At 70.7% G+C, this 26026-nt stretch carries 20 protein-coding genes; 12 read left to right on the forward strand and 8 right to left on the reverse strand.

The genetic code is table 11. The annotated features are described in order from the left end of the window. Nucleotides 1–72: 72 nt before the first annotated feature. Nucleotides 73–1335 (reverse strand): MFS transporter, encoded by a 1263-nt coding sequence (locus NA3_RS15615; protein WP_062964607.1) that lies wholly within the window; start codon nucleotides 1333–1335, stop codon nucleotides 73–75. A gap of 520 nt (nucleotides 1336–1855) precedes the next feature. Here NA3_RS15615 and NA3_RS15620 point away from each other — a divergent pair. The 3 genes from NA3_RS15620 to NA3_RS15630 all read left to right on the forward strand — a co-directional run bounded on the left by NA3_RS15620 (nucleotide 1856) and on the right by NA3_RS15630 (nucleotide 9598). Beyond that, complete coding sequence (locus NA3_RS15620; RefSeq protein ID WP_227995468.1) at nucleotides 1856–3727, forward strand: APC family permease; 1872 nt, start codon at nucleotides 1856–1858, stop codon at nucleotides 3725–3727. Between the two features lie 497 nt (nucleotides 3728–4224). Next, nucleotides 4225–8226, forward strand: a complete 4002-nt coding sequence (locus tag NA3_RS15625) for a Pls/PosA family non-ribosomal peptide synthetase (protein WP_372464265.1) — start codon at nucleotides 4225–4227, stop codon at nucleotides 8224–8226. A gap of 13 nt (nucleotides 8227–8239) precedes the next feature. After that, nucleotides 8240–9598, forward strand: a complete 1359-nt coding sequence (locus NA3_RS15630; protein ID WP_062964350.1) for a M1 family metallopeptidase — start codon at nucleotides 8240–8242, stop codon at nucleotides 9596–9598. A gap of 36 nt (nucleotides 9599–9634) precedes the next feature. On the opposite strand, the gene NA3_RS15635 is transcribed toward NA3_RS15630, so the two are convergent. Next, nucleotides 9635–10474, reverse strand: a complete 840-nt coding sequence (locus NA3_RS15635; RefSeq protein ID WP_062964351.1) for a patatin-like phospholipase family protein — start codon at nucleotides 10472–10474, stop codon at nucleotides 9635–9637. Nucleotides 10475–10574: 100 nt separating this feature from the next. On the opposite strand from NA3_RS15635, the gene NA3_RS15640 reads away from it, so the two are divergent. Both NA3_RS15640 and NA3_RS15645 read left to right on the forward strand, forming a co-directional pair. Beyond that, nucleotides 10575–11195 (forward strand): TetR family transcriptional regulator, encoded by a 621-nt coding sequence (locus NA3_RS15640; protein ID WP_062964352.1) that lies wholly within the window; start codon nucleotides 10575–10577, stop codon nucleotides 11193–11195. Nucleotides 11196–11239: 44 nt separating this feature from the next. Further along, nucleotides 11240–11893, forward strand: a complete 654-nt coding sequence (locus tag NA3_RS15645; protein ID WP_062964353.1) for an enoyl-CoA hydratase-related protein — start codon at nucleotides 11240–11242, stop codon at nucleotides 11891–11893. A 9-nt stretch (nucleotides 11894–11902) separates the two neighbouring features. Here NA3_RS15645 and NA3_RS15650 read toward each other — a convergent pair whose 3' ends face one another. Further along, nucleotides 11903–14878, reverse strand: a complete 2976-nt coding sequence (locus NA3_RS15650; RefSeq protein ID WP_062964354.1) for a type II toxin-antitoxin system Rv0910 family toxin — start codon at nucleotides 14876–14878, stop codon at nucleotides 11903–11905. A gap of 99 nt (nucleotides 14879–14977) precedes the next feature. On the opposite strand from NA3_RS15650, the gene NA3_RS15655 reads away from it, so the two are divergent. The 3 genes from NA3_RS15655 (at nucleotide 14978) to NA3_RS15665 (ending at nucleotide 16519) form a co-directional block, all read left to right on the forward strand. Further along, nucleotides 14978–15349 carry an ArsR/SmtB family transcription factor gene (locus NA3_RS15655; protein ID WP_084491583.1) on the forward strand — a complete coding sequence of 124 codons (372 nt, stop codon included), beginning with the start codon at nucleotides 14978–14980 and terminating at the stop codon, nucleotides 15347–15349. Then, entirely contained in the window at nucleotides 15346–15831 is a 486-nt protein-coding gene (locus tag NA3_RS15660) for an SRPBCC family protein (RefSeq protein ID WP_062964355.1), read from the forward strand. The genes NA3_RS15655 and NA3_RS15660 overlap by 4 nt, the downstream gene beginning before the upstream one ends. Before the next feature lie 376 nt (nucleotides 15832–16207). Beyond that, nucleotides 16208–16519: a hypothetical protein gene (locus NA3_RS15665; protein WP_199195903.1), complete on the forward strand. Its 312-nt coding sequence runs from the start codon at nucleotides 16208–16210 to the stop codon at nucleotides 16517–16519. A gap of 111 nt (nucleotides 16520–16630) precedes the next feature. On the opposite strand, the gene mshC is transcribed toward NA3_RS15665, so the two are convergent. The 4 genes from mshC to NA3_RS15685 form a co-directional block, all read right to left on the reverse strand. Continuing rightward, nucleotides 16631–17869, reverse strand: a complete 1239-nt coding sequence (mshC, locus tag NA3_RS15670) for a cysteine--1-D-myo-inosityl 2-amino-2-deoxy-alpha-D-glucopyranoside ligase (RefSeq protein ID WP_062964356.1) — start codon at nucleotides 17867–17869, stop codon at nucleotides 16631–16633. A 189-nt stretch (nucleotides 17870–18058) separates the two neighbouring features. After that, complete coding sequence (locus NA3_RS15675; protein WP_062964357.1) at nucleotides 18059–18901, reverse strand: SCO1664 family protein; 843 nt, start codon at nucleotides 18899–18901, stop codon at nucleotides 18059–18061. Nucleotides 18902–18907: 6 nt separating this feature from the next. Next, nucleotides 18908–19492, reverse strand: coding sequence for a DUF3090 domain-containing protein (locus NA3_RS15680; RefSeq protein ID WP_062964358.1), 585 nt, complete (start codon nucleotides 19490–19492; stop codon nucleotides 18908–18910). A gap of 24 nt (nucleotides 19493–19516) precedes the next feature. Continuing rightward, nucleotides 19517–20266, reverse strand: a complete 750-nt coding sequence (locus tag NA3_RS15685; RefSeq protein ID WP_062964359.1) for a histidine phosphatase family protein — start codon at nucleotides 20264–20266, stop codon at nucleotides 19517–19519. Between the two features lie 268 nt (nucleotides 20267–20534). Between NA3_RS15685 and NA3_RS15690 the strand changes: the two genes are divergently transcribed. The 4 genes from NA3_RS15690 to NA3_RS15705 all read left to right on the forward strand — a co-directional run bounded on the left by NA3_RS15690 (nucleotide 20535) and on the right by NA3_RS15705 (nucleotide 25024). Continuing rightward, complete coding sequence (locus tag NA3_RS15690; RefSeq protein WP_062964360.1) at nucleotides 20535–21497, forward strand: aldo/keto reductase; 963 nt, start codon at nucleotides 20535–20537, stop codon at nucleotides 21495–21497. A gap of 73 nt (nucleotides 21498–21570) precedes the next feature. Continuing rightward, nucleotides 21571–22740 carry a heme/hemin ABC transporter substrate-binding protein gene (locus tag NA3_RS15695; RefSeq protein ID WP_084491584.1) on the forward strand — a complete coding sequence of 390 codons (1170 nt, stop codon included), beginning with the start codon at nucleotides 21571–21573 and terminating at the stop codon, nucleotides 22738–22740. 407 nt (nucleotides 22741–23147) lie between these two features. Beyond that, the gene (locus NA3_RS15700) at nucleotides 23148–24170 is read left to right on the forward strand and encodes a FecCD family ABC transporter permease (protein WP_062964610.1); all 1023 of its coding nucleotides are present in this window, start codon (nucleotides 23148–23150) and stop codon (nucleotides 24168–24170) included. After that, nucleotides 24167–25024, forward strand: coding sequence for a heme ABC transporter ATP-binding protein (locus NA3_RS15705; RefSeq protein WP_062964362.1), 858 nt, complete (start codon nucleotides 24167–24169; stop codon nucleotides 25022–25024). Before NA3_RS15700 ends, NA3_RS15705 begins: the two co-directional genes overlap by 4 nt. Before the next feature lie 7 nt (nucleotides 25025–25031). Here NA3_RS15705 and NA3_RS15710 read toward each other — a convergent pair whose 3' ends face one another. Then, entirely contained in the window at nucleotides 25032–26024 is a 993-nt protein-coding gene (locus tag NA3_RS15710; RefSeq protein ID WP_062964611.1) for an RNA polymerase subunit sigma-70, read from the reverse strand. Nucleotides 26025–26026 lie beyond the last annotated feature (2 nt).

The raw sequence follows: 26026 nt of genomic DNA on the forward strand, positions 1-26026 counted from the left end.
GTGCGGGCTCGCTCGATCACACACGAGCGCGGCATCCGCCGCAAGCGCAGGGCTCGACCGGCTGCGGACGTCCTAGGTCGGCTGCGGAACCGGTTCCTCGTCGGCCGCGTCGGGAACCTCGGTACCGGCGAGCGAGACGCCCGCGGTCTCCCGCAGGAAGAACCACGCCACCAGGCCCACCAGGCACGCGCCGACCATGTAGTAGGCGGGGAACAGATGCCAGCCGGTGGCGTCGATGACCGACTCGTTGATCAGCGGTGCGGTACCGCCGAACGCGGCGGTGGAGATGTTGTAGCCCAACGCGAATCCCGCGTACCGCACCTGCGTCGGGAAGATCGCGGGAAACGTCGCCGAGATCGTGGACAGCTGCGGAACGTAGAGCAGGCCCAGCACCACGAAGCCGACGATCGCCCAGGCCGCGCCCTGACCCATCAGCCAATACATGGGGATTGCCAGGATCGCCAGCCCCACCAACGACACCAGCCACATCGGCCGCCGCCCCACCCGGTCGGAGACCGCACCCGAGACCGGCAGCACCAGCGCCATCACGATCTGGCCGATCAGCACCATCGCCGTGGTCTCGGAATCCCCCATGCCCAAGGTGTTGTGCAGGTAGGTCGGCTGATACGCCAGCAGCGTGTAGTTGACGACGTTGAGCGCGACCACCAGCCCGGCGATGGTCAGCAGTTCGCGGCGGTAGTCGCGCAGCAGGACGCGCAGCCCGCCCTGGGCCTTCTGATGCTCGGCGACCTCGGTGAACACCGGTGATTCGTCGAGCCTGCTGCGCAGATACCAGCCGATCAGGCCCAGCGGCACCGCCAGCAGGAACGGAATGCGCCAGCCCCAGGATCCCATCGCGTCGTCGGAGAGCAGAACCTGCAGGATCAGGACCACCGTGGAACCACCGACGAATCCGCACAGGGTGCCGAATTCGAGGAAGCTGCCGAGGAATCCGCGGCGGCGCTCATCGGTGGATTCCGCGATGTAGGTGGCCGCGCCACCGTATTCGCCGCCCGTGGAGAAGCCCTGCACGACGCGCAGCAGGATCAGCAGGATCGGCGCGGCGATACCGACCGCGGAATGCGTGGGCAGGATACCGATGCAGCCCGTGGCCGCGGCCATCAGCAGAATCGTGGTGGCCAGCACCAACTTTCGGCCCACCCGGTCGCCGAGCGGACCCCACACCATGCCGCCGATCGGACGCAGCACGAAGGAGATGGCGAAACCGAGCAGCGTGCCCAGGGTGCCCAGCGAACCGGGGAAGAACGCGTCGGTCAGATAGGAGGCGGTGGCCGCGTAGACGCCGTAGTCGTACCACTCGGTGGCATTGCCCATGGCCGCGGCGGCCACCGAACGTCGTTGCTGGGCGTGCGGCAGGCTGGTGCTCACGCGCGCTCCTCCTCACCTGTTTTCGGTTGCTGCGCGTCCGGTCGCGATGCCGCGACGTGGGATACGAAACACTCGGGTACCCGGTGGGCGGTCCGGCAAACCGGAGGCCGGCCGCGCGGCCGGCTCGGTCGATGGGTTCCACCTGCGATGATATCGAGGTGGGTGACTCCGCTCACAGCGCGACGCGGCCCGTGGACAGGAATCACCGGCCGGTTCTGTGCCGGATTTGCCGGATTTCGTGTCTGATTTGCCGTTTCAGGCTGCCGTGCGCGGCATCCGGTATGCGTGGCTTCGGTGGCGGCCCACGTACATTGACCCGGATATCGCTGGACTCCGGGATACCCGGACAGATGCTCCCGAGGGGGACCACGTGACCGCCACCGCCACCGGACGACCACGTTCGGCTTTGACGGAATGGTTGCTGCAGGGCGCCGACGAGGACCGCTACTCCCGCCATCCCGGCCCGATGGTGAAACAGGCCGAGGAACACCATCAGCGGTCGTGGTGGCAGGTGATGTGCCTGACCGGTGTCGACTACTTCTCCACCCTCGGCTATCAGCCCGGCATCGCCGCGCTGGCCGCCGGTGTGCTGTCGCCGCTGGCGACACTGGTGCTGGTCGCGCTGACATTGCTGGGTGCGCTGCCGGTGTATCGGCGAGTGGCCCGCGAATCCCCGCACGGCGGCGGATCGCTGGCCATGTTCACCGACATCCTGCCCCGCTGGACCGGCAAACTGTTCATCCTCGTCCTGCTCGGATTCGCCGCCACCGACTTCGTGATCACCATGACGCTGTCGGCGGCCGACGGCGCCGCCCACATCGTGGAGAATCCGTTCGTGCCGCAGGCGCTGCACGGACACGCGCTCGCGATCACCCTCACCCTGCTCGCGCTGCTGGCCGCGATCTTCCTCAAGGGATTCGCCGAGGCGATCCGGATCGCGATCGGGTTGGTCGGGGTCTATCTGGCGCTGAACCTCGTCGTCGCGGTCGTCGGCGTGTGGAAGGTCGCCACCGCCTCGCACCTGGTCGTCGACTGGGGCCACGCCATGACCGCCCAGCACGGCAGCGTCTTCGCGATGGTCGGGATCTCGCTGCTCGTCTTCCCCAAACTCGCGCTCGGACTGTCGGGCTTCGAAACCGGGGTGGCGGTGATGCCGCAGATCAAGGGTGGCCCCGGCGACACCGAGGAGCATCCGGAACGCCGGATCGTCGGCGCGCGCAAACTACTGACCACCGCCGCGCTGATCATGAGCGGATTCCTCATCGTCACCAGCTTCATCACCGTGGTGCTGATCCCGGAACACGAATTCGAATCCGGCGGATCCGCCAACGGCCGCGCGCTGGCCTATCTGGCCCACCAATATCTGGGCAACGGATTCGGCACCGTCTACGACATCTCCACCATCGCGATCCTGTGGTTCGCCGGTGCCTCGGCCATGGCCGGACTGCTGAATCTGGTGCCGCGCTATCTGCCCCGCTACGGCATGGCGCCGGAATGGGCGCGCGCCACCCGGCCGCTGGTGCTGGTGTTCGCGGTGATCGCCTTCGGCATCACCTGGTACTTCGACGCCGACGTCGACGCCCAGGGCGGCGCCTACGCCACCGGTGTGCTGGTGCTGATCACCTCCGCCGCCGTCGCCGTGACCCTGTCCGCGGCACGAAAACACCAGCGCGGCAAGGTCTTCGGATTCGGCGCCGTGGCGGCCGTGTTCGTCTACACCACCATCGCCAATATCGTGGAACGACCCGAGGGCGTGCAGCTGGCCTCGCTGTTCATCATCGCCATCATCGTGGTGTCGTTCGTCTCGCGGGCGCGTCGCGCCTTCGAATTGCGGGCCATCGAGGTCGATTTCGACGACAAGGCGGCCTGGCTGATCGACAAGATCGCCGCCTCGGGCACTATCCGCATCGTCACCCACGATCTCGACGACGTCGACGCCCGCCGGCCCGACGACTACCGGGAGAAGGAAGCCGAACAGCGGATCGAAAGCCACATCCCGGCCAAGGAGCCGATCCTGTTCCTCGAGGTGATCGTCAAGGACGCCTCGGAATTCTCCACCGACCTCAACGTCAGCGCGGTCGAAATCGACTGCTACAAAATCCTCTCCGTCGAAGCCGCCGCCGTGCCCAACTCGATTGCCGCGATCCTGCTCGCGATACGCGATCGCACCGGAATGAATCCGCACGTGTATTTCGAATGGACCGAAGGCAATCCGCTGCTCAACCTGCTGAAATTCCTGTTCGTCGGTGAGGGTGAGGTGGCGCCGGTGACGCGAGAGATCCTGCGGCGCGCGGTCGCCGATCCGAATCAGCGCCCGCACGTGCACGTCGACAGCTGACCGTCCGGCCGCCCAGGGTAGTTCCTGGCCGGCGGGGCCCGGCATATCGCGAGCGAACACGCCCGTCGCCCCCGCGAGACCGTACGCGCGGTTGTGTTGGGACAATAGGGCGGGCCGACGGTGCGACTGTCGGGGGCTACGGCGGCCCGGACACGCGTGAACCGGACAGCTGGTGTTTGCGCAACGGTAACCCCAATGTGAGACAACCGGACGTCCGACAGCCGGGAACGGGAGAGGCAGGCAGCAACGTGATCGTCGGTTCGCAGTCGGGCGCGGGCGGTACCGACGCCCCGCCCACCGCGCCCCCGGGCAGCGACACGAATGGTGAGCCCCCCGAAGCCCTGACGGAATCCGAAGTCCTCCGGGGCTCCGAAGCCGTGACAGAGTCCCAAGCCTCGACGCACGAAGAAGCCCGCACGGACTCCGAGACCGCGATCGACTCCGCGGAAGCGACCGACTCACGAACCGGCACAGATGCCGGCCCCTCCGGCCCGACGGTGACCGGCGCCGACGGGCAAGCGGCCCCCGAGGCCGGCGACCCGGGCTCCGGGCAGCGCACGGCGCACGCTCCGGTGTCGCCGCTGCTGCGCGGGGCTGCGGCGGCACAGCCCCGGACACTCGTCGACATCCTCGCCGAAACAGCACACGCCTACGCCGACGCCGACGCCGTCGACGACGGCACCGAGGTACTCACCTATCGGGAATTGCTCACGGCGATCGCCGCGTCGGTGGGCGAATTGCGGGCGGCGGGAATCCGGCGCGGCGACCGGGTCGGGGTGCGGGTCCCGTCGGGGACCGCGCGGCTGTACGTGACCATCCTCGCCGTGCTGCACGCCGGAGCCGCCTACGTGCCCGTCGACGCCGACGATCCGGAGGAACGCGCCGACCTGGTCTTCGGCGAGGCCGCGGTCGCCGCGGTCGCCACCGCCGAGGGCATCACCGTCACACGGCGAGACGACGCCACCACCCGGCCGGACGCCACCGCCGCTGAGCCGGAAGGCACCGTCACGCGCCGCGACGACGACCGCGTGGCAGCCGACCTCCACGCGTCCGGCCCCACCGTCGACGACGACGCGTGGATCATCTTCACCTCCGGCTCCACCGGAACCCCCAAAGGGGTGGCGGTCACCCACCGCAACGCCGCCGCCTTCGTCGACGCCGAAGCGCGAATGTTCCTGCAGCAGGAGCCGATCGGGCCCGGCGACCGGGTGCTGGCCGGACTGTCGGTCGCCTTCGACGCCTCCTGCGAGGAGATGTGGCTGGCATGGCGGCACGGCGCGTGCCTGGTCCCGGCGCCGCGCGCGCTGGTGCGCAGCGGCATGGACCTGGGCCCGTGGCTGGTGCGCCGCGAAATCAGCATCGTGTCCACGGTGCCCACCCTGGCCGCCATGTGGCCGCCGGAAGCGCTCGACGCGGTGCGGCTGCTGATCTTCGGCGGCGAGGCGGTTCCCCCGGAACTGGCCGAGCGGCTCGCCGGCAGCGACGACCGCGAAGTGTGGAACACCTACGGCCCCACCGAGGCCACCGTCGTGGCGTGCGCGGCACAGCTCACCGGCACGCCGCCCGTGCGCATCGGATTGCCGTTGGACGGCTGGGATCTGGCCGTCGTCGACCCCGACGGCACGCCGGTCGCCGAGGGACAAGCCGGTGAACTGGTGATCGGCGGCGTCGGACTCGCCCGCTACCTCGACCCGGCCAAGGACGCCGAGAAGTACGCGCCGATGCCGGCCCTGGGATGGCAGCGCGCCTACCGCTCCGGCGACATGGTGCGCAACGACTCCGCCGGACTGGTCTTCCTCGGCCGCGCCGACGACCAGGTCAAGGTCGGAGGACGGCGGATCGAACTCGGCGAACTCGACGCCGCGCTGCAGCACCTGCCCGGCGTCACCGCCGCCGCGGCCGCCGTGCGCACCACCGCCACGGGCACCCCGATCCTCGTGGGTTATCTGTCCACCGGCGACGACGGCATCGACCTGACGCGTGCGCGGGAACTGCTCGCCGAACGACTGCCCGCGGCCCTCGTGCCCCGGCTGGCCGTACTGGACGAATTGCCCACGCGCACATCGGGAAAGGTCGACCGTGACGCGCTGCCGTGGCCGCTGCCCGGCGCCGACGGCGAACTCGGCGCCGGACTGGACGGCACCGCGTATTGGCTTGCGGGACTGTGGCATTCGGTGCTCGGCGCCGATGTCGACGGACTCGATTCGGATTTCTTCGACCTCGGTGGCGGTTCGCTGTCGGCGGCGCAGCTGGTCACCGCGCTGCGTGAACGGCTGCCGCAGATCACCGTCGCCGACCTCTACGATCATCCGCGCCTCGGGGCGCTGGCCGAATTCATCGACGCCGCCGCCCCCACCGAACAGGCGCCCACCCGCCACGTCACCCCGACACCGCGGCGCGCGCAATGGATCCAGGTGCTGGCCTCGGTGCCGCTGACCACCCTCACCGGGCTGCAATGGCTCACCTGGCTCGGCGTGGTCACCAATATCGCCACCCGCTTCGGTGCGCTGCCGTGGATGCCGGGACTGTCGTGGTGGTGGGCGCTGGCCGGATTCGTGCTGTTCATCTCACCGCCCGGCCGGATGGCGATCTGCGTGGCCGGCGCCCGCATCCTGCTGCGCGGCGTGCGTCCCGGCAGCTACCCGCGCGGCGGCTCGGTCCATCTGCGCCTGTGGACCGCGGTGCGGATGGCCGAGGCGGCGGGCGCGGAAAACCTCTCCGGCGCACCGTGGATGGTGCCGTTCGCCCGCGCGCTGGGGGCACGCATCGGGCGCGGTGTCGATCTGCACACGCTGCCGCCGGTCACCGGCATGCTCGAACTCGGCGACGGCTGCAGCGTCGAACCGGAAGTGGATCTGGCCGGATACTGGATCGACGGCGACCTCGTGCACATCGGGGAAATCCGCATCGGCCCCGGCGCGGTGGTCGGTTCCCGCTCCACGGTGATGCCCGGCGCGGTGATCGGCAAGAACGCCGTCATCGAACCCGGCTCGGCGGTATTCGGAAAGGTGAAAGCCGGCCAGAGCTGGGCCGGATCGCCCGCGGTGAAAGTCGGTCCCGCCGAACATCGCTGGCCCGCCACCACACCGCCGCGCGCGCTGCACTGGGTCCTCGCCTTCGGTGTGACCTCGATGCTGCTGTCGGCGCTGCCGGTGATCGCGCTCGCCGCGGGCGGACTCCTGTTGGCCTGGTGGATCCGCGACGAAACCACCCTCACCGGGGCGCTGGCGCACGCGATGCTGATGCTGCCGGTGGCCGCGCTGATCGTGCTCGCCGTCTTCGCCGCGGTGACCGTCGTCGCGATCCGGGTGCTCGCGATCGGATTGACCGAGGGCTACCACCCGGTGCGCAGCCGCGTCGGCTGGCAGGCCTGGGCCACCGAACGGCTCACCGACTCCGCGCGCACCTTCCTGTTCCCGCTGTATGCCAGCCTGCTCACCCCGCTGTGGCTGCGGCTGCTCGGCGCCGACGTCGGCAAGGGCGTCGAGGCGTCGACGGTGCTGCTGCTGCCGAAATTCACCAAGGTCGCCGACGGGGCGTTCCTCGCCGACGACACCATGATCGCCGGCTACGAACTCGGTGGCGGCTGGATGCACATCGGCGGCGCCAAGGTGGGAAAGCGGGCGTTTCTGGGTAACTCCGGTATGACCGCGCCCGGACGGCGGGTGCCCAAGAACGGTTTGGTGGCGGTGTTGTCGGCGGCTCCGGAGAAGGCGAAAGCGGGTTCGTCGTGGCTGGGCAGTCCGCCGGTGCGGTTGCGCCGCACCGCCGGTGATTCCGACACCGCCCGCACCTTCGACCCGCCGCTGCGGTTGAAACTGGCCCGCGCGCTGGTGGAGACCTGCCGGCTCGTCCCGGTGATACTCAGCTTCGGCATCGGGCTCGGTGTGCTGTTCGCGCTGGCCTGGCTGGCCTCCGGGCCCGGATATTGGCTGGCCGCACTCTGTTCCGGGGTGGTGCTGCTGATCGCCGGCGCCGTGGCCGGCGGGTGCGCGGTGGCGGCGAAATGGCTGATCGTAGGCCGCATTCAGCGAGTGGAACATCCGCTGTGGAGTTCGTTCGTCTGGCGAAACGAGGTGTGCGACGCGTTCGTGGAAACCGTTGCCGCGCCGTGGTTCGCGCGCGCGGCCACCGGCACCGCGGTGATGAACATCTGGCTGCGCGGGCTCGGCGCGCGCATCGGGCGCGGGGTGTGGTGCGAATCGTATTGGCTGCCCGAGGCCGATCTGGTCAGCCTCGGCGACGGAGCGACCGTGGAACGCGGCTGTGTCGTGCAAACCCATCTGTTCCATGATCGGATCATGTCCATGGACAGCGTGACCCTCGACGCCGGTGCCACCCTCGGCCCGCACTGCGTGGCACTGCCGGCGGCCCGCATCGGCGCCGGTGCGACCGTGGGCCCGGCCTCGCTGGTGATGCGCGGGGACACCGTCCCGCCGTCGACCCGGTGGCAGGGCAATCCGATCGCGCCGTGGCCGGACACCCGGCCCGGCAAGTGAAGGCAGGGCGTCGGTGAAGCTGGGTAAGGGTGGCGCCGAGGCGCCGATCGACGACTATCTGCCGCAGAACGGCAACCGCGGCTACCGGGTCTCGCGCTACGAACTGGACCTGGTGTACAAGGTCGCCGCCAACCGGCTGACGGGCCGGGCCACCATCACCGCGGTGACCACCGCGGTGCAACCGCGGTTCGCGCTGGATCTGTCGCAAACCCTCAGTGTGGCCAAGGTTTTCGTCAACGGCGCCAAACCCGCCAAATACACCCACACCCGCGGCAAGCTGACGATCACACCCGCTCGCCCGGTCCCGCCCGGCGCGGCCCTGTCGATCGTGGTGCACTACGGCGGCACCCCGAAACCGGTGCGCGGGCCGTGGGGTGAGGTCGGCTGGGAGGAACTCACCGACGGCGTGCTCGTCGCGAGCCAGCCCAACGGTGCGGCGTCCTGGTTCCCGTGCGACGATCACCCCAGCTCCAAGGCGAGCTACCGGATATCGATCACCACCGACTCCCCGTACCACGCACTCGCCAACGGTGTGCTGACCGCTCGCACCACCAAATCCAGCCAGACCACCTGGGTGTACGAGCAGTCCGAGCCGATGGCCTCCTATCTGGCCACCATTCAGATCGGCCCCTACCGGGCCCACCGCATCGACGCCGGACGCGCCACGAAGGTGCCGATGACCGCGGTGCTGCCGCCGCGGCTGCGCCCCGCCTTCGACCACGACTTCGCCCGGCAACCACAGATGATGGCCGAATTCGAGCGCCGGTTCGGGCCCTACCCGTTCCACGGATACACCGTCGTCGTCACCGACGACGAACTCGAAATCCCCATCGAGGCACAGGGTTTGTCGATCTTCGGCGCCAACCACTGCGACGGGCAGCGCGGCGCGGAACGGCTCATCGCCCACGAACTGGCCCACCAGTGGTTCGGCAACAGCCTCACGGTGCGGCAGTGGCGCGACATCTGGCTGCACGAGGGCTTCGCCTGCTACGCCGAATGGATCTGGTCGCAGGCCGGGGGCGGGCCCAGCGCCGACCAGCTGGCCCGCGCCGCCCGCCAGAACCTCGCCCGGGCCCCGCAGGACCTCGTGATCGGCGACCCGGGACCGGCATCGATGTTCGACGACCGGGTCTACAAACGCGGCGCCCTCACCCTGCACGCGCTGCGCCTGCGTCTCGGCGACGAGGCCTTCTTCACCCTGCTGCGCGACTGGACCGCCCGGCATCGCTACGCCACCGTCGCCGCCGAGGACTTCACCGACCTCGCCGGCCACTACAGCCCTGCGCCGCTGCGCGACCTGTGGGACGGCTGGCTCTACCGCACCGCGCTGCCCGAGCTGCCGCAGCACGGCTTGGGCGCGGTCGGCAGCTGAGCCGAATGCCGGCGCGAACGCGAGCGAGCCGGCGGCTCAGGCGGTGAATCCGACGTCCGCCAATTGTTTCGCCGCATCGGCCGATTGGCGCAATCCGGCATCGTAGGCGGGGCCCAGCGCGGCCGGGTTGAACACGTCGATGCCGAACACGGCCACCGCATCGGCATCGGGGGCGATCGAGATCTCGGTGTCGGCGCCGTGCGCGCGGTCGGCGCGGGTGCGGGGGAACATGTGGGCCAGCGGTTCCATGATCACCACGACCTCCGCGCCGGCGGCCAGATCGGCATTGAGCGCCGAGCGCACACCGCCGTCGAAATAGCGGGATTCGCCGATCGGGATCGGCGGGAAGACACCCGGCACGGAGGTGCTCGCGGCCAGCGCCTGCGGCAATGTCGCGGCGGTGTCGCGGGTCCACACCTGCAGGTCGCCGGTGCCGATATCGACCGTGGTCACGCGCAGGTCGGCATCCGGCCACTCGGTGACACCGGCCAGCCGGGCGATCCGTTCGACGTGGGCGTCGGGGTCGCCGGCATCGGCGGCCAGCGCCAATTCGCCCATGCGGCGGCGGATTTCGCGCGCGTCGCCGGGTGCGGTGCGCAGCGAGAAGATCTCGGCGAGCCGACGCGGATCCGGCGCGAACGATGCACCGCCGGATGACCGGGTGGCCCCGAGATGTTTCAGATCTCCGCCTGCCGCGAGCACGGCACCGACCACCGATCCCGCCGATGTGCCCACGATCCGGTCCGCGCGCGCGGGATCGATCCCGGCGGCACGCAATCCGACCATCACCCCCGCCATCCACGCGATCCCCACCGGACCGCCACCACCCAGTACCAATGCGGTGCGGAAACGGTCGGGCGAGAGTGCGGGACACATGCGCGCGAGATTACCGGCGCCCCCTCCGCCGCGCAGCGCCTCGGCCGTATGTGGCCCACACCACCAAGTAATAGAGCAACTGCTCTGTTATGGTGAGGTCGTGCCCCGCCCCCGTATTCACGATCTCGATCTCGTTCTCGACCATGCCGAAGCGCTCGCCGTGGCCGCGGGTGTGCCGGCGGTGACGATTCGCGCGGTCGCGGCCGCCAGTGGAATGTCGAACGGGGCGATCTACCACAGTTTCGGTTCGCGCGCGGAACTGGTGGCGCGCATGTGGATTCGCGCCGCACGCCGGTTCCTGGACGTGCAGAACGAACTCGTCGACGCGGCGCTGGCGGACGGGTCGGGCAGCGATGCCGCCGTGCGGGCGGTCGTGCGTGCGGCCGAAGCGCCCGCGGAGTTCGCCGACCGATATCCGGCCTCGTCCCGCCTGGTGACGATGCTGCGCCACGACGAGGTGCTCGCCGCGGAACTGCCCGAGAGTGTGGCCGCCGAGATGCGCGCACAGCATCGTGGGCTCGTCGCGGTGATGCGGAGGTTGTCGGCGCACCTGTGGCAGCGCGAGGACCGGCGCGCGGTCGAGGTGATCACCGCCTGCATCGTCGATCTGCCCACGGCACTGCTGCTGTCACGTGACCGCCTCGCCGACCCCGACACCCGGATGCGGTTGCGGGCGGCCGTGCAGGCCGCCGTCAGCGCCGGACCACCACCGAAACACTGAGCACCGGAAGCACCGGCTACCACCGCAACACCGAAGGAGATCCGATGTCCCCCACCCTCACCTACCGCGACACCGTCGCCGTCCTCGACCTCGGCAGCGGCGAGAACCGCTTCTCACCCGAATTCCTCGGCGCCGTGAACGCTCACCTCGACACCGTGGTCGCCGACGGTGCCACCGGCTTGATCACCACCGCGAGCGGCAAGTTCTACTCCAACGGACTCGACCTGGAGTGGTTGGGCGCCAACGGCGATCGCGCCGCGTGGTATGTCGAACAGGTGCAGGGACTGCTGGCACGGGTGCTCACGCTGCCGGTGCCGAGCGTGGCGGCCCTGCCCGGTCACGCCTTCGGCGCCGGCGCGATGCTGGCCCTCGCACACGACCAGCGCGTCATGCGCGCCGATCGTGGCTACTTCTGCTTCCCCGAGGTCGACATCCGGGTGCCGTTCACCCCGGCGCTGGCCGCGCTCGTGCGGGCCAAGCTGTCGGCGGAGGCCGTCACCGCCGCCGTGCTCACCGGCCGGCGATTCGGCGGGACCGAAGCGCACGACTACGGCCTGGTCGACGCCACCGCCGACGCGGGCGCGGAGGTCGAGACCGCCACCGCGCTGCTCGCCCCGCTGGGCGCCAAGGATCAAGGCACCCTGGGATCGATCAAATCGGTGTTCTACGCCGACGCCTACACCGCCCTGATCGCCTGAACGCGCCGCTCAGCGAGCTTTCCACTCCGGCGTGCGCTTCTGCGCGAACGCCAGCACACCCTCGGCAGCGTCCTCCGACGACAGCGCACTGCCCGACACCTCGAGCTGGCGGGTGAACGCGACATCGGTGGACCAGTCCGGTGATTCGTCGATGATGCGTTTGCTCGCCACCAGGCTCAGCGGCGCGTTCACCGCGATCCGCTGCGCCAGTTCCAGCGCGGCGTCGAGGGCCTTCCCCGATTCGGTCACCTGATTGACCAGTCCCAGCGCCGCCGCGCGTTCGGCGGAGATGGGATCACCGGTGAGCGCCAGCTCCATCGCCACCGCCCGCGGCAACCGCTGCGCCAGCCGCAACACGCCACCGCCGACGGCCACCAGTCCGCGTTTGACCTCCGGGATCCCGAACGTCGAATCCCGGGCTGCCACAACCAGATCGGCGGCCAGCGCCAGTTCGCAGCCGCCGGCCAGGGCCGGTCCCTCGACCGCCGCGATCAACGGCTTGACCGGCGGTTTGGCGGTGATACCGAGCGGCCCGCGCTTTTCGGTCATCGGTGTCTCGCCGCGCGAGGCGGCCTTGAGATCCATTCCGGCGCAGAAGTATCCACCCGCGCCGGTGATGATCGCGACCTGCGCCGACGGATCGGCCTCGTAGGCGTCCAGGGCCCGCTCCAGCCCGAGGGCGGTGGCCAGATTCACGGCATTGCGCACCCGCGGGCGGTTCAGGGTGATGATCGTGATCGGGCCGCGGCGCTCCACCAGCACCGGCGGCGCGGGCGGGGGCGGCAACTCCACCCGCTCGCGGCCCTCGACGCTGATGTCGTGTCCGGACACCGTCACCGGCAGACCCAGCAGGTCGCCGTCGACCAGTTCCGCGATCAGTTCGGAATCGGTGTTCCGCAGCAGGATCCGGCCGCCCGCGGGTTCGATCACGCTCAGAATCGCCGCTTCCGGCTGCCCGTCGCGGGCGTAGGCGACGGTGTAGGCCTCCACCACCGCCGGGCCGTCGTGGGTGCTGCGAGCCGGGCGCGCCGGCGGATTCTCGATGATCGGGCGCAGATGCCGGTACGGCTGGGCGGGCGGCAGCGAGGAGTACACGCCCAGGGCGTGTTTGGTGACGTACCAGCCCAGCGAACTCGCCAGGCCGAAGGTGCCCGGTTCCGCGCGCAACCGCTGCACCATCGTCGCCACCGCATGACCGCCGTAGTTGTTACCCGGGCCGCCGCCGAAGGTCAGCCCGCCGGTCACCGACAGCGGGCGTGCCGGATCGTCGATCGTCAGCCCCAATTCCCGGGCGGCGATCTGCACCGCCACCGGGAAGCAGGCGTAGAGGTCCACGTGGGTCAGCGCTTCGACACCGATACCGCTGTGTTCGAGCACCGCGCGGCCCAGCGTCGCGATCGCCGGCGAGGCCGCCAGTTCGGCGCGTTCGCTGGTGAACCACTCGTCGTGGCCGGATGCGCCGGCGTGGATGAAAATCCACTTGTCCTGCGCGATTCCGGCCTCCTGCGCGGCCGCGGCGCTGCACATCACGATGCCGCTGGCCATGTCGACGGTGAGATTCGCGCATTCCAGCTTGGTGTAGGGCGTGGAGACCATGCGATTGTCCGGACCGGGGGTGGCGATCCGGTCGGCGTCGAATTCCTCGGCCTGCCAGGCGTATTCGTTGTGCGCCGCCACCGCCGACAGCCGCGACCAGAGTTCGGCCACGGCCTTGGCGTGATCGCCGGGGCTGCGGCCCAGCCGATGCCGGTTCGCCGACTCCAGCAGGGCGTACATGTTGATCGGAGCGATCAGGCCCGCCGCGGTCTCGGCCGGATTGTTGGCCGGTTTGTCGATACCGATCGAGCGGGTCGGCGCGACCTCGGGACCCTGCTGCGGCCAGGACAGTTCGACGCCGGCGCGCTGCGCGGCGGCCTGCGTGGCTCCGGCCTCGGCGCCGGTGACCAGCACCATCTCGTACTCCCCGGCCGCGATGGCCGCCGCGGCCTCGTTGATCACCAGCTGACCGCCGTCACCGCCGAAGCGACTCGATTGCGCGGTGTCGATACCGGCCACACCCAGGCGCTGCGCGATCACCGCGCCCATATCGCGGTATTGCCACGACGTGCACGCCACCGCGAACACCGCGTCCGCGCGGCGCAGCAGATCCTCCCCGGCGCCGGTATCGGCCGCGGCGCGCCGCAACGCGGTCACCGCGAGCGCGGCCGGATCGCCGTAACCGGAATCCGGTGTGCGCTGGGTGATCTGCCCGACGCCCACCAGCACCGGGGTGCGCGGATCGATCTCGGTACCCGAGGCGCGGTGCCGAATGGGCTGGGCCGCACGCTTTCTCACCGGCCCGGCCGCGGCGATCGCTTCCGGCAGCCGGGCCAGGGACTGCTCCATCGCCTCGCCGAGGCTGCGGGCCACCGACGCGCCGAGCGGGCCCTCGACCGGCGGGCCGCCCAGCCCCGCATCGAAATACACCGTCGCCTCGTCGCCGGAACCGGCGACGGTCAGCCAATACCCCAGCCGCACTCCCTGCGGGCCCTCCCCGCGCAGCGCGAAACCGCGCTCACCGGCCTCGGCGACCGTCCAGTGCAACTCGGCGGGGATGCCCATCACCAGCGCCTGCTGGGTGAACGTCAGGCCCTCGCGCACGGCGCCGGGCGCCTGCCCGCGCCAGCCGGCGTGCAGGGTGAACCAGTCGGCCAGCCGGTTCAGATCCGACAGATAGGCCGCCACCGTCTCGGGTGCCAGGGGAAGGCTGCGGCGGGCGTGCGCGGATTTGGCGTAGTCACTCACCCCGGCGGGCGTGAGATAACCGTCGGCCTCTTCGGCCGGTGTCACTGCCGGGGCGGACTGCGATCGGGCGGCGCCGACCAGGCCGGTGATCAGGTCACGGGCGATGCGCGGATCTTTGCGCACCGCTGTGAACAGGGCATTTCCCGCCTCGAGCTTGGTGCGTGCGGCGCGGATTCGATCCGATCCCGGGAATGGCGACACCGACAACCTCCTTGTTGCGTCTCGAGACAATTAATCACCCGCTCTTTCGGGGCGTCAAAGACTTGTGACCTGCGTTACGTAAGTCTACACTTACGGTTCGTGGAGACTTACCAAGATGGAGCGCTCGACGCTCTCGGGGATCCGACCCGGCGAGCGATCTTCGAACGACTCGGGCGCGGACCCTGCGCGGTCGGTGAGCTGGCCGCCGAACTCCCGGTCAGCCGTCCGGCGGTCTCCCAGCACCTGAGGGTGCTCAAACAGGCGGGACTGGTCCTCGACGAGGCGATCGGCACCCGCCGGATCTACCGGCTCGATCCGAACGGCATCGACGCCCTGCGTGGCTACTTCACCCGGTTCTGGACGACGGCGATGTCGTCGTTTCGCGACCGGGCCGAGGCAGCGGCACGCGCCGGGCAGACGCTGTCGATCGAAACACACAGCGGCACAACCACATCCGAGGAGAAGTCATGACACAGCAAACCAGCGACACCCAGGTCCGCGTCGAACTCACCGTCGAGGCGCCCATCGACACCGCCTTCGACGTCTTCACCACCGGCATGGACAGCTGGTGGCCCCGCGACCATCACATCGGCGCGGGGCCCCTGGCCGAAGTGGTGGTCGAACCCCGCGACGGCGGACGACTGTTCGGCCGCGAGGCCGACGGCACCGAATGCCCGTGGGGCCGCGTCCTCGTGTGGGACCGTCCCGGCCACTTCGCGTTCTCCTGGGACATCTCCCTGGACTGGAAATACCAGCCCGACCCGGCCCTGACCAGCCGCGTCGATGTCACCTTCACCCCCATCGACGCCACCCACACCGCCGTCACGCTCGTCCACGGCGACTTCGCCAACCACGGCGAGGGCTGGGAATCCATGCGCGACGCGGTCGGCTCCGAGGGCGGCTGGCCCGGACTGGCGGACACCTACGCTCGCGCCGCCGCGGCCGCTGCCTGAGTGCTGCTCCTGCATGGCATGCGGCCGCACGAGGTGCCGCCGCCTGGTGGGGTGCCGCTGTGTAGTTCCGCGGCCTGACCGCATGCAGGGCACCCACTTACCGGACGTGGCTGTACCAGTCGGCGACCGTGGCCGACCGGCCGCCGCGCTGGGGTCGGTGTCCCCCACGCCTGGCCTCGGCTCTGAGACAAGAGCGAGCTCTGAGAGAGGAGCAACGATCAGCGACCTTCTCGCAGGCCGTGCCGGCATGCGTCGACTGCTTCAGGCCGGTATCGCGGCGCGGTGAACAATGGGGCGTGGCCGGATTCGCGCCCTGCGGTGTTTTCGTCCGGCCGCTGTCCCGATTCGGGTTGATGTGTGGTGGAGGTTTGTGAGTATGGCCGGAATATCTTCGGTGCCGACGTCGGCGCTCGCCGCCGGTGGGCTGCTCGGCGGGTTCGCGCTCGCGCAGGCGACCAAGCAGCGACAGCTCGGCGGTGTGGTCTTCGCCGCGGCCACCGCGGCCGCGGTCCCGCGCTGGCGGGCGGCGGTCGGCACTCCCGGGGCGGCCGCGCTGACCGGACTCTCGGTGGGCGCGATGGGCGCCTCGCATCCGCTGGCCAAGAAGATCGGCGCGTGGCCGTCGGTGGCGGTGGTCTCCGGCGCGGTGGCGATCACCTCGTGGGTACTCGCCGACCGCCGCGCCTGAACGGCCGAGCAGGTTCGCACCGGCTCGCAGTTGCGTTGGCTTGCAGCTGCATTCGCTGCCAACATGCAGCCGGTGCACCGTGCACTCTGTGCTCAGGCGGTCACGCTGGGCTCAGAGGGTGATGCCCAGCAGCGCGTCGACCGCCGTGCGGACGAGTCCCGGCGCCGCGGTGTCCGGGCCGCCGTACTCCAGCGCCTGCTGCACCCAGCTGTCCACGGCGGCAAGGGCTTTCGGGGTGTCCAGATCGTCGGCCAGATGCTGTCGCAACCGCGCGACCGTCTCCTCGGCCGACGGGCCCGACTCCAGCGCCGCCGCCTGCCGCCAGCGCGCGAGCCGCTGCTGCGCCTGCTCGAGCACCGCGTCCGACCACTGCCGATCGGTGCGGTAGTGGTCGGCGAACAGCCCCAGCCGGATCGCCGACGGGTCCACGCCGGCGCGCCGCAACTTCGACACGAACACCAGATTGCCGCGCGACTTGGACATCTTCTCGCCGTCCAGGCCGATCAACCCGGCATGCACGTAGTGCCGGGCGAAGCGCCGATGCGACACCAGCGCCTCGGCGTGCGCGGCCGAGTACTCGTGATGCGGATAGATCAGATCGCTGCCGCCACCCTGAATGTCGAATTCGGGGCCGAGCCGGTTCAACGCGATCGCCGCACACTCGATGTGCCAGCCCGGGCGGCCCTCGCCGAACGGCGCCGGCCACGACGGCTCACCCGGCCGCGCCGCCCGCCACAGCAGCGCGTCGATCGGGTCGCGCTTACCCGGGCGCTCCGGATCGCCGCCGCGTTCGGCGAACAGTCGCTCCATCGTGGCCCGGTCGTAGCCGGACTCGTAGCCGAACTGCTCGGTGGCGTCGTGCCGGAAGTAGATGTCGCGGTATTCGGCGTCGTCGACCACGTACGCGGCCCCGGCGGCCAGCAGCTTGTCCACCAGCTCCACCACCTCGCCGACCGATTCGATCGCGCCGATGTAGTCGCGCGGCGGCAGCACCCGCAGCTGCGCCATATCCTCGCGGAACAACTCGATCTCGCCGGTGCCGAGTTCACGCCAGTCCACGCCGTCGCGTTCGGCCCGCTCGAACAGCGGATCGTCGACGTCGGTGATGTTCTGCACGTAGTGCACCTGGTGGCCGCTGTCGCGCAGGATCCGGTTGATCAGATCGAAGGCCAGGTAGGTCGCGGCGTGCCCCAGATGTGTGGCGTCGTAGGGTGTGATGCCGCAGACGTACATGGTGGCGGTCGCGCCGGGCGCCACCGGGCGCACCTGCCGGTCTGCGGTATCGAACAACCGCAACGGCGGTCCGGATCCGGGGACGGCGGGAACGGAGATTTCGGACCAGGACTGCATGATTCGAGGGTAAGGGTCCGGGCGGGCGCCTCGCCCGCCGACCCCGGCTACCGGGCCCGTCGCGGGGTGTTCGCCACCACATCCGACCTCGGCCGGGGTAAGCCGTGCGGCGAAGTCAACCGTTGTACGCCGCGCGCACCGAATGCGGCGCGCACATCGGCGGATCGGCGCACCCGGAGGCGCCGCAGATCAGAACGCGGGCCAGGGAATCGGGCGAGAGCTGATCGGTTGCGGCAGCACCGGATCGTTCAGCAGCTCGCGGGCCCGCGCCGCCAGGGCCTCGATCTCGTCGTCGGTGATGTGCTCGGCCAGCGCCGAACCGATCGGACCCGAAATCCGGTCGGCGAACTCGGCGATATCGCCGAGCAGTTCCTCCCCCACCGGCTCACCCGCCCAACCCCACAGCACCGTGCGCAATTTCGGTTCGCTGTGCAGGCAGATCCCGTGGTCGACACCGTAGACGCCGCCGTCGACGCCTTCGAGGGCGTGCCCGCCCTTGCGGTCGGCGTTGTTGAGCAACACGTCCAGCACCGCCATCCGGCGCAGCCGCGGATCGTCGGCATGCACCAGCGACACCCGCGCACCCGTGCCGTCGACCGCCCGCAGCACCTCCCGGAATCCGGCGGGCACCGCACCGGCCGGCACCAGATCCACCAGATCCAGGCGCTCCGGCGCCGCCTCACCCGGGTCGACGGTCTCGATCCAGCGCTGCACCATGCCGGGGCCCAGTGGACCCTCCCGCAGGATCGTCTCCGGAATCACCGACCACCCCAGCGCCGCCGACACCAGATACGAGGCCACCTCGCGCCCGGCCAGCGTGCCGTCGGGGAAATCCCACAGCGGCCGCTCCCCGCGCACCGGCTTGTACACCACGCGCAGCGGTTCCCCGCCCCCGTCGACCGGCGGAACGTCGATCTCACAGACCAGGGTCAGGTTGCTGGCGGTGGTCACCCGCCCGATGATCGACAACTCGCCGCTGTAGAGGCCGTCGCGGGCCGCGCCCTCGTCTGCGGCCGCCGCGCGCGTGGTCACCGGTCCTCAGTCCTCCAAATCGGTCGCGCCGAAGATGTCGCCGCGCTTGTAACCATTGGTGCGCACACACATGTGCCCCTTGGGCGAGAGCGGTTCCCCGCACAGCGGGCACGGCGGCCGCCCGGCCGCGATCACCTTCGCCGACCGCAACGCGAACTCGCGGGCCTGCTCCGGGGTCAAGAACACGCGCACCGCGTCGGGTCCCTCCTCGGTGTCGTCGAGCACCACCGATTCGTCGACCTCGGTCTCGGTGATGGCCAGCAGTTCCACCACCACCGCACCGGCATCGGCGTCCCAGCCCAAACCCATTGTCCCGACCCGGAATTCGGTGTCGATGGGCATCTGGAGCGGAGCCGTGTCGGAAACGTCCTCGGCCTGCGGCGGCACCGTCGCGCCGAACCGCCGCGCCACCTCGTCCAGCAGCAGACCCATCCGGTCGGCGAGCACCTTCACCTGCTGCTTCTCCAGCAGCACGCTCACCACGCGAGGTTCCTGCACGGCCTGTAGATAGAAGGCGCGATCCCCTGGCTCACCGACGGTTCCGGCGACGAAACGGTCGGGGGTGCGAAACACATGGATTGCTCGGGCCATCTGCACCTCCTGAAACCGACTGCATCACTGATTACGCTCGTTCCCCGAATCGGGGGGATCCGCAATATTCCCATTATCCGCCCGCGGCGCGGCGCCCACCTCACCGCCGGGGACGGGCCCGGCCCGCTGCTCGGACGGTTGCGCGACCGCGGCCAGCGCCGACAGGTCCGAACCGGTGTCGTTGACCCGCCACACGTAAGGGGCGGCCGGGGTGTAGCGGACGACGCTGATGGAGGCCGGTTCCACCACGATGCGCTGGAACCCGTCGAGATGGATGCCGAACGCGTCGGCCAGCAGCGACTTGATCACATCACCGTGCGTGCAGGCCACCCACAGCACGTCGCGGCCGTGGCGTTCGGCGAGCTCGGTGTCGATCGCGCGCACCGCGGCCACCGCCCGGTACTGCACCTGGGCCAGGCCCTCCCCACCGGGGAACACCGCACCCGAGGCGTGCTGCTGCACGACCTTCCACAACGGTTCCTTCACCAGCTCCGAGAGCAGCCGGCCGGTCCATTCGCCGTAGTCGACCTCGAGCAGACGCTCGTCGGGTTCGGGTTCGAGGCCGAGTTTGTCGGCCAGCGGCGAGACCGTGCGCGTGCAGCGCAGCAGCGGGGAATGCACGATGTGCTCGATCGGTAACGGTGCCAGGCGTTCTGCCACCGCCAGTGCCTGCTCGGTGCCGCGCTCGGTGAGCTCGACGCCGGGGCTGCGGCCGGCCAGCGTGCGCGCGGTGTTGGAGGTCGACACCCCGTGCCGCAGCAGGATCACCGTCATGGGACCAGACTAGGCGATCACCACCGCCGGCTCGCGCCGTCACCGGCCCGCGACCTCGGCCGCAGCGCCCGCTGATGCGGAACCCGCTGGTATGCAACCTGTTTCGCCCTCGGAGGAATCGGCGACCGGGATCCGGGCGGGCCTCCCCACACCGGCGGGCGCTGTGGTGCACCTCGCATCTTCCGGCGGTTCGCGAGTGGTATCCGTTTCCGGGACCGGTTGTGGCCCTAGGCTCGGACACTGTGACGAGAGCTGGGGCGGTGTGGTGATGGAACAGCGGGCGGTGGGGCGCAGTGGCCTGCGGGTATCGCGGATGGGGCTGGCCACCCACACCTGGGGTCGGGAAACCGACGCCGAGGACGCGGCGGCGCAGCTGGTGGCGTTCGTGGAGGCCGGCGGAACCCTGGTCGACACCTCGCCGGTGTATCAGGGCGGCGCCGCGCAACGCATGCTCGGCGAGCTCGTGGGTGAGCTGGTGCCGCGCGACGATCTGGTGATCAGCGGGTGTGCGGGCCTGGTGCCGGTGCCCGGTGTCACCGACCCCGACGGCGGACCCGCGGCCGGGATCCACTGGAGTGTGGACGCCTCGCGGCGCACCCTGATGCGCCAACTCGACCGCACCCTCGCCGAACTCGGCACCGACTACCTCGACATCTGGAGTGTGGCGGCCTGGGACCGGCACACCCCGCTCGACGAGATCGCGGCCACCCTCGACCACGCGGTGCGCTCGGGCAAGGTGCGCTACGCGGGGGCGCGTGGCCTGAGCGCCTGGCAGCTGGCCACTCTCGCCTCGGCCGCGCCGATCGTGGCGGCGCAATCGCCCTATTCGCTGCTGGCACGCGGCGCGGAGAGCGAACTGCTGCCGGCGGCCGGACACCACGGGGTCGGATTGATCGCCGCCTCACCGCTGGCCGGTGGCATCCTCACCGGCAAATATCGCGACGGCGTGCCCGCCGACTCGCGCGGCGCCGACGAGGCGACCGCCGCCGAAATCCGCGAACGCCTCGACGAACACGCCACCCGGGTTGTGGACGCGGTGGTCACCGCCGCCGACGGACTGGGCACCTCACCGCTGGCGGTGGCGGCGGCCTGGCTGCGCGACCGGCCCGGCGTCGCGTCGATGATCGTCGGCGCGCGCGATATCGGTCAGCTCACCGGCGTGCTCGCCGCCGAAACGCTGGAACTTCCGCGCGCGATCGCGGCCGCGCTCGACGACGTCAGCGGTATCTGAGCGGCCGGGCCGGCCGCAGGTGCGCGCACAGGGCGGTGACAACCGGTCCGCGCGACCACTTAGGCTTGCCTACATGAGGTGTCTCGACGTCCGATCGGCCCGCCCCGCCTCCGCCGCACCGGCGGGGCCTACCGAGCCGGGCGATGCGGCAACGCCGGCGCTGCGTGCTGCGACGACCACGCAGAACCGTCCGGCATCACCCGAGCCGCGTGGGTGGCAGGGGGTGGCCGGTGGCGGCACCCGGTGGCTGCTCGCGGCGCTCGGGGTCGTGCTGCTCGTCGCCGTCACCACCGCGTGCGGCGGCAGCGGCGCCTCGGGCGAGCAGCGGGGGGCGACCACCGCGACGCTGGCGAATCTGGATCCGACACCGATCGGTCCCGCCCCGGTACCGGCGCTGCCGGTCACCGTGCACTCGTTCGACGGCGCCGAGGTCACCGTCACCTCCGCCGACCGGATCGTGGCCGTGGACCGCTACGGCACCCTCGCCCAGACCGTGTGGGCACTGGGCCTGGGTTCCAACCTGGTCGGCCGGTCGACGTCGGCGGCCTTCCCCGCGGTGCGTGACGTGCCCAACGTGGCGGGCGGCAACGGCAGCATCAACATCGAAGCCGTTGCCGCGCAACGTCCCACGGTCTTTCTCACCGACACCACCAGCGCCACGCCCACGATGCGCGATCAGTTGCGCGCGCTGGGCATCACGGTCGTCTACTTCGACCCGCAGCGCACCATCGACGGTGTCGGCCCCCAGATCCGGTCGGTCGCCGACGCGCTGGGCGTCCACGACCACGGGGTGAAGCTGGCCGACCGCACGCACGCCGAGATCGCCGCCGCCACCGCCGCCGTGCCGAAACACCAGCCACCGTTGAAGATCGGCTTCGTCTACCTGCGCAGCACCGCGATCACCATGCTCGCCGGACCCGGCTCGGGCGCCGATTCGCTGGTGACCGCGCTGGGCGGCGTCGACGCCGGAACCGCGGCGGGACTGACCGAACCGTTCACCACCATCACCAGCGAGGCGATGATCGGCGCCGCGCCGGATGTGCTGCTGGTGATGTCGGACGGGCTGAAATCGGTCGGCGGCGTCGACGGCCTGGAGAAGGTGCCCGGTGTCGCGCAGACGCCGGCCGGGCGCAATCACCGCATCGTCGACATGTCCGATGCGGTGCTGCTCAGCTTCGGACCCGAGACGGGGCACGTGCTCGAAGCGTTGTCGAAGGCCGTCTACGGCGCCCAGCCCGCATGAGCCCCGGTGATTCGCCCGGTGCGGAGTCCGCTGATTCCGGTCTTCGTCCCGCGGCGTCGGATCCGGAACTGCCCACAGAAACCGTTGCGGCGCAAGAGGTTTCAGCTCCATCGGGTGAGATCGGTGCGCACGATTCGGAGGGGCCCGCACCCGGCGCGGGCGCGGCCGAACATACTACGAGCGGCGGAGATTCCGGGCAATCGGGCCCACCGCCAACGCCGGGGATCGGCGCGGGGGTGGCGGCGGGCGGGGAGCAGACTGCCGCGCGCCCGGCGGGTCCGCGAGCTGTGGCCGGCTCGGTCACCGCTGCGGCGTCGCTGAAGCCGGGGCATCCGAACCCGGGCCCGGACGGTCTTGCCGCCGGGGAGGCCGTCGTCGGTCCGCGTACACCGCGTCGCTGGTCCCGCATCACCGTCGTCTTCGCGGTGTCGATCGCAGCGCTGGTGATCCTGGCGCTGATCTCGGCCGCTGTCGGACAGGTCCCCACGACTCCGCTCGAGGTGGCCGGCAGCGTGCTGCATCGGATCGGGCTCGACTGGGGGCCGATGCCGCACCACCCCGCCGGTGAGGTCACGCTGTGGGAGGTCCGGTTCCCGCGGGTGGTGCTGGCGATGCTGGTCGGTGCGGCGCTGGCGACCGCCGGTGCGTTGCTGCAGGGTGTGTTCGCCAATCCTCTCGCCGAACCCGGCGTGATCGGTGTGTCCGCGGGCGCGGCCGTCGGTGCGGGCGTGGTGATCGTGGTCGGCGGCGCGTTCGCGGCGGCCTGGTCGGTCGCCGGTGGCGCATTCGTCGCCGGACTGGGGACCACCCTCGCGGTGTATCTGCTGTCGCGCTCGGGCGGGCGGACCGAAACCGTGACGCTGGTGCTGACCGGTGTCGCGGTCAACGCCTTCGCCGGCGGCCTGATGTCGTTTCTGCTGTTCACCGCCTCCCCCGCGGCCCGCGATCAGATCGTGTTCTGGCAGATGGGCAGCCTGAACGGCGCCACCTGGCAGGCGGTGGCCGTGGTGGCGCCGCTGGCCGCGCTGGGCGTGGCGGCGGCGGTCGTGATGGCGCCGCGCCTGGATCTGCTCGCCCTCGGCGAATCGGCGGCGCGGCACCTGGGCGTCGACGTGGAACGCTTGCGGCGCAACGTGATCGTCGTCGTCGCGATCCTCGCCACCGCCGGGGTGGCCTTCACCGGCATCATCCTGTTCGTCGGATTGATCGTCCCGCACGTGGTGCGCATGCTCGTCGGTCCCGCGCACCGGGTGCTGATCCCGCTGTCGGCGATTCTCGGGGCGGTGGTGCTGCTGGCCGCCGATATCGGGGCCCGGACCCTGGTCCACAACGCCGATCTCCCCCTCGGCATGCTGACCTCATTGGTCGGCGGCCCGTTCTTCTTCTGGCTGCTGCGGCGCACCCGCGCCCGATCGGGAGGCTGGGCATGAGCGGCGCCGCGACGGCACGCGTGCGTGCATGGATCCGCACACTTCGCCCCGCGCACGGTCTTCCGCAACCGCCACCTCGCGGTGCGGTGACCCTGCGAGCGCGCGGTATCGATATCGCGCGGGGTGGGCGAGCGGTGCTCGAATCGGTCGACATCGACGTCGTCGCCGGACAGATCCTGGCCCTGGTCGGTCCCAACGGGGCGGGCAAGTCGACGCTGCTGGCCGCGCTCTCGGGCGAACTCGAACCGGCAAGCGGCACAGTCGAACTCGATGGCCGACCGATCTCCGCCTGGACTCCCACCGATATGGCGCGCCGCCGCGCGGTGCTGCCACAGAATCACACCGTCGGATTCCCGTTCACGGTCCGCGAGGTCGTCGCCATGGGCCGCTCCCCCTGGGCCCGCACCCCGCGCCAGGACGCCGACGAACAGATGATCGCCGCCGCGCTCGCCGCCACCGACATCGAACATCTCGCCGAGCGGCCGTTCCCGGCACTGTCCGGCGGTGAGCGCGCCCGCGCGGCGCTGGCCCGGGTGCTGGCCCAGGACACCGAGACATTGCTGCTCGACGAGCCCACCGCCGCATTGGATCTCGGCCATCAGGAACAGGTGCTGCGCCTGGCCGCGGCCCGTGCCGCCGAGGGTGCGGCCGTGGTCGTCGTGCTGCACGATCTCGGTCTGGCCGCCGCCTACGCCGACCGCGTCGCCGTGCTCGACGGCGGCCGCCTCGCCGCCGTCGGCCGCCCCCGCGACATCCTCACCACCGACCTGCTGACCACCGTCTACCGTCACCCCGTCGAGGTCATCGACCACCCCGTCACCGGCGCCCAGCTGATCCTGCCCGTACGCCGCTGAACCCGGCTCAGCCCGCGAGCACATCCGGGTGGCCGAACAGCGCGACCAGCGCCGGATCGTGGAACTTCACCACGCGCGACACGCCGGTGGCGGTCGCCGCCAGCACCACGATCCCGTCTGCCCGCAGCGCGCCGTCCGCCGACCGGTGGTAGACGACGGCGGCGGGCTGGCCGTTGGCGATGGTCGCGACCATGCGCCACTCGCCGGGCGTACCCAGCACGTAGGTGTCGAGCATGCGGAGGCAGTGCGCGCGCCCGGCCTGCCAGTCGCGGAACGGGGTCGCCTCCAGCGTGGCGTCGGTGCGCAACACCTGCTCCAGCAGCGCGGCATCGGACCGTTCGAAGGCCGTGATGTAGCCGTCGAGCAGCGCACGGGCGCGCCGATCGGCCGGTTCCAGGAGACCCTCGGGGGCGGGGTCCAGTTCGTCGAGGCGGGCGCGGGCGCGTTGCAGGCCGCTTTTCACCGCCGCCGTGGTGGTACCGAGGATTTCCGCGGTCTCGGCCGCGGAGAATGCCAGCACCTCGCGCAGGAGGAGGATGGCGCGCTGGCGCGCGGGCAGGTGCTGCAGGCTCGCGACCAGCGCCAGGCGCAGCGATTCGCGCGCGACCACGACTGCCGCCGGATCGTCGGCGGCGGCCGCGAGCCGGCTGTCCGGCAGCGGTTCCAGCCACGAAACCTCTCCTGGCGCAAGATATCTCGGCGGGTGGTCGGATTCGCTCGCGGGACCGCCGAGGCCGGACGGCAGGACCCGCGTGTGGCGCGATGTCCTGGCGGTGAGGCAGACGTTGGTGGCGATCGTGTACAGCCACGACCGCACCGACGCCCGGCCCTCGAACCCGCTGTAGGAGCGCCAGGCCCGAAGGTAGGTCTCCTGCACCAGATCCTCGGCATCCTGTGCCGAACCGGCCATGCGGTAGCAGTGCGCCAGCAGCTCCCGGCGGTAGCGCTCGCAGTCGGCGGCGAACCGGTCCCGCTCCGCCGTCCGCGCCTGCGCCGTCATAT

Source organism: Nocardia africana NBRC 100379 (assembly GCF_001612635.1).
In the GTDB taxonomy this organism is placed as follows: domain Bacteria; phylum Actinomycetota; class Actinomycetes; order Mycobacteriales; family Mycobacteriaceae; genus Nocardia; species Nocardia africana.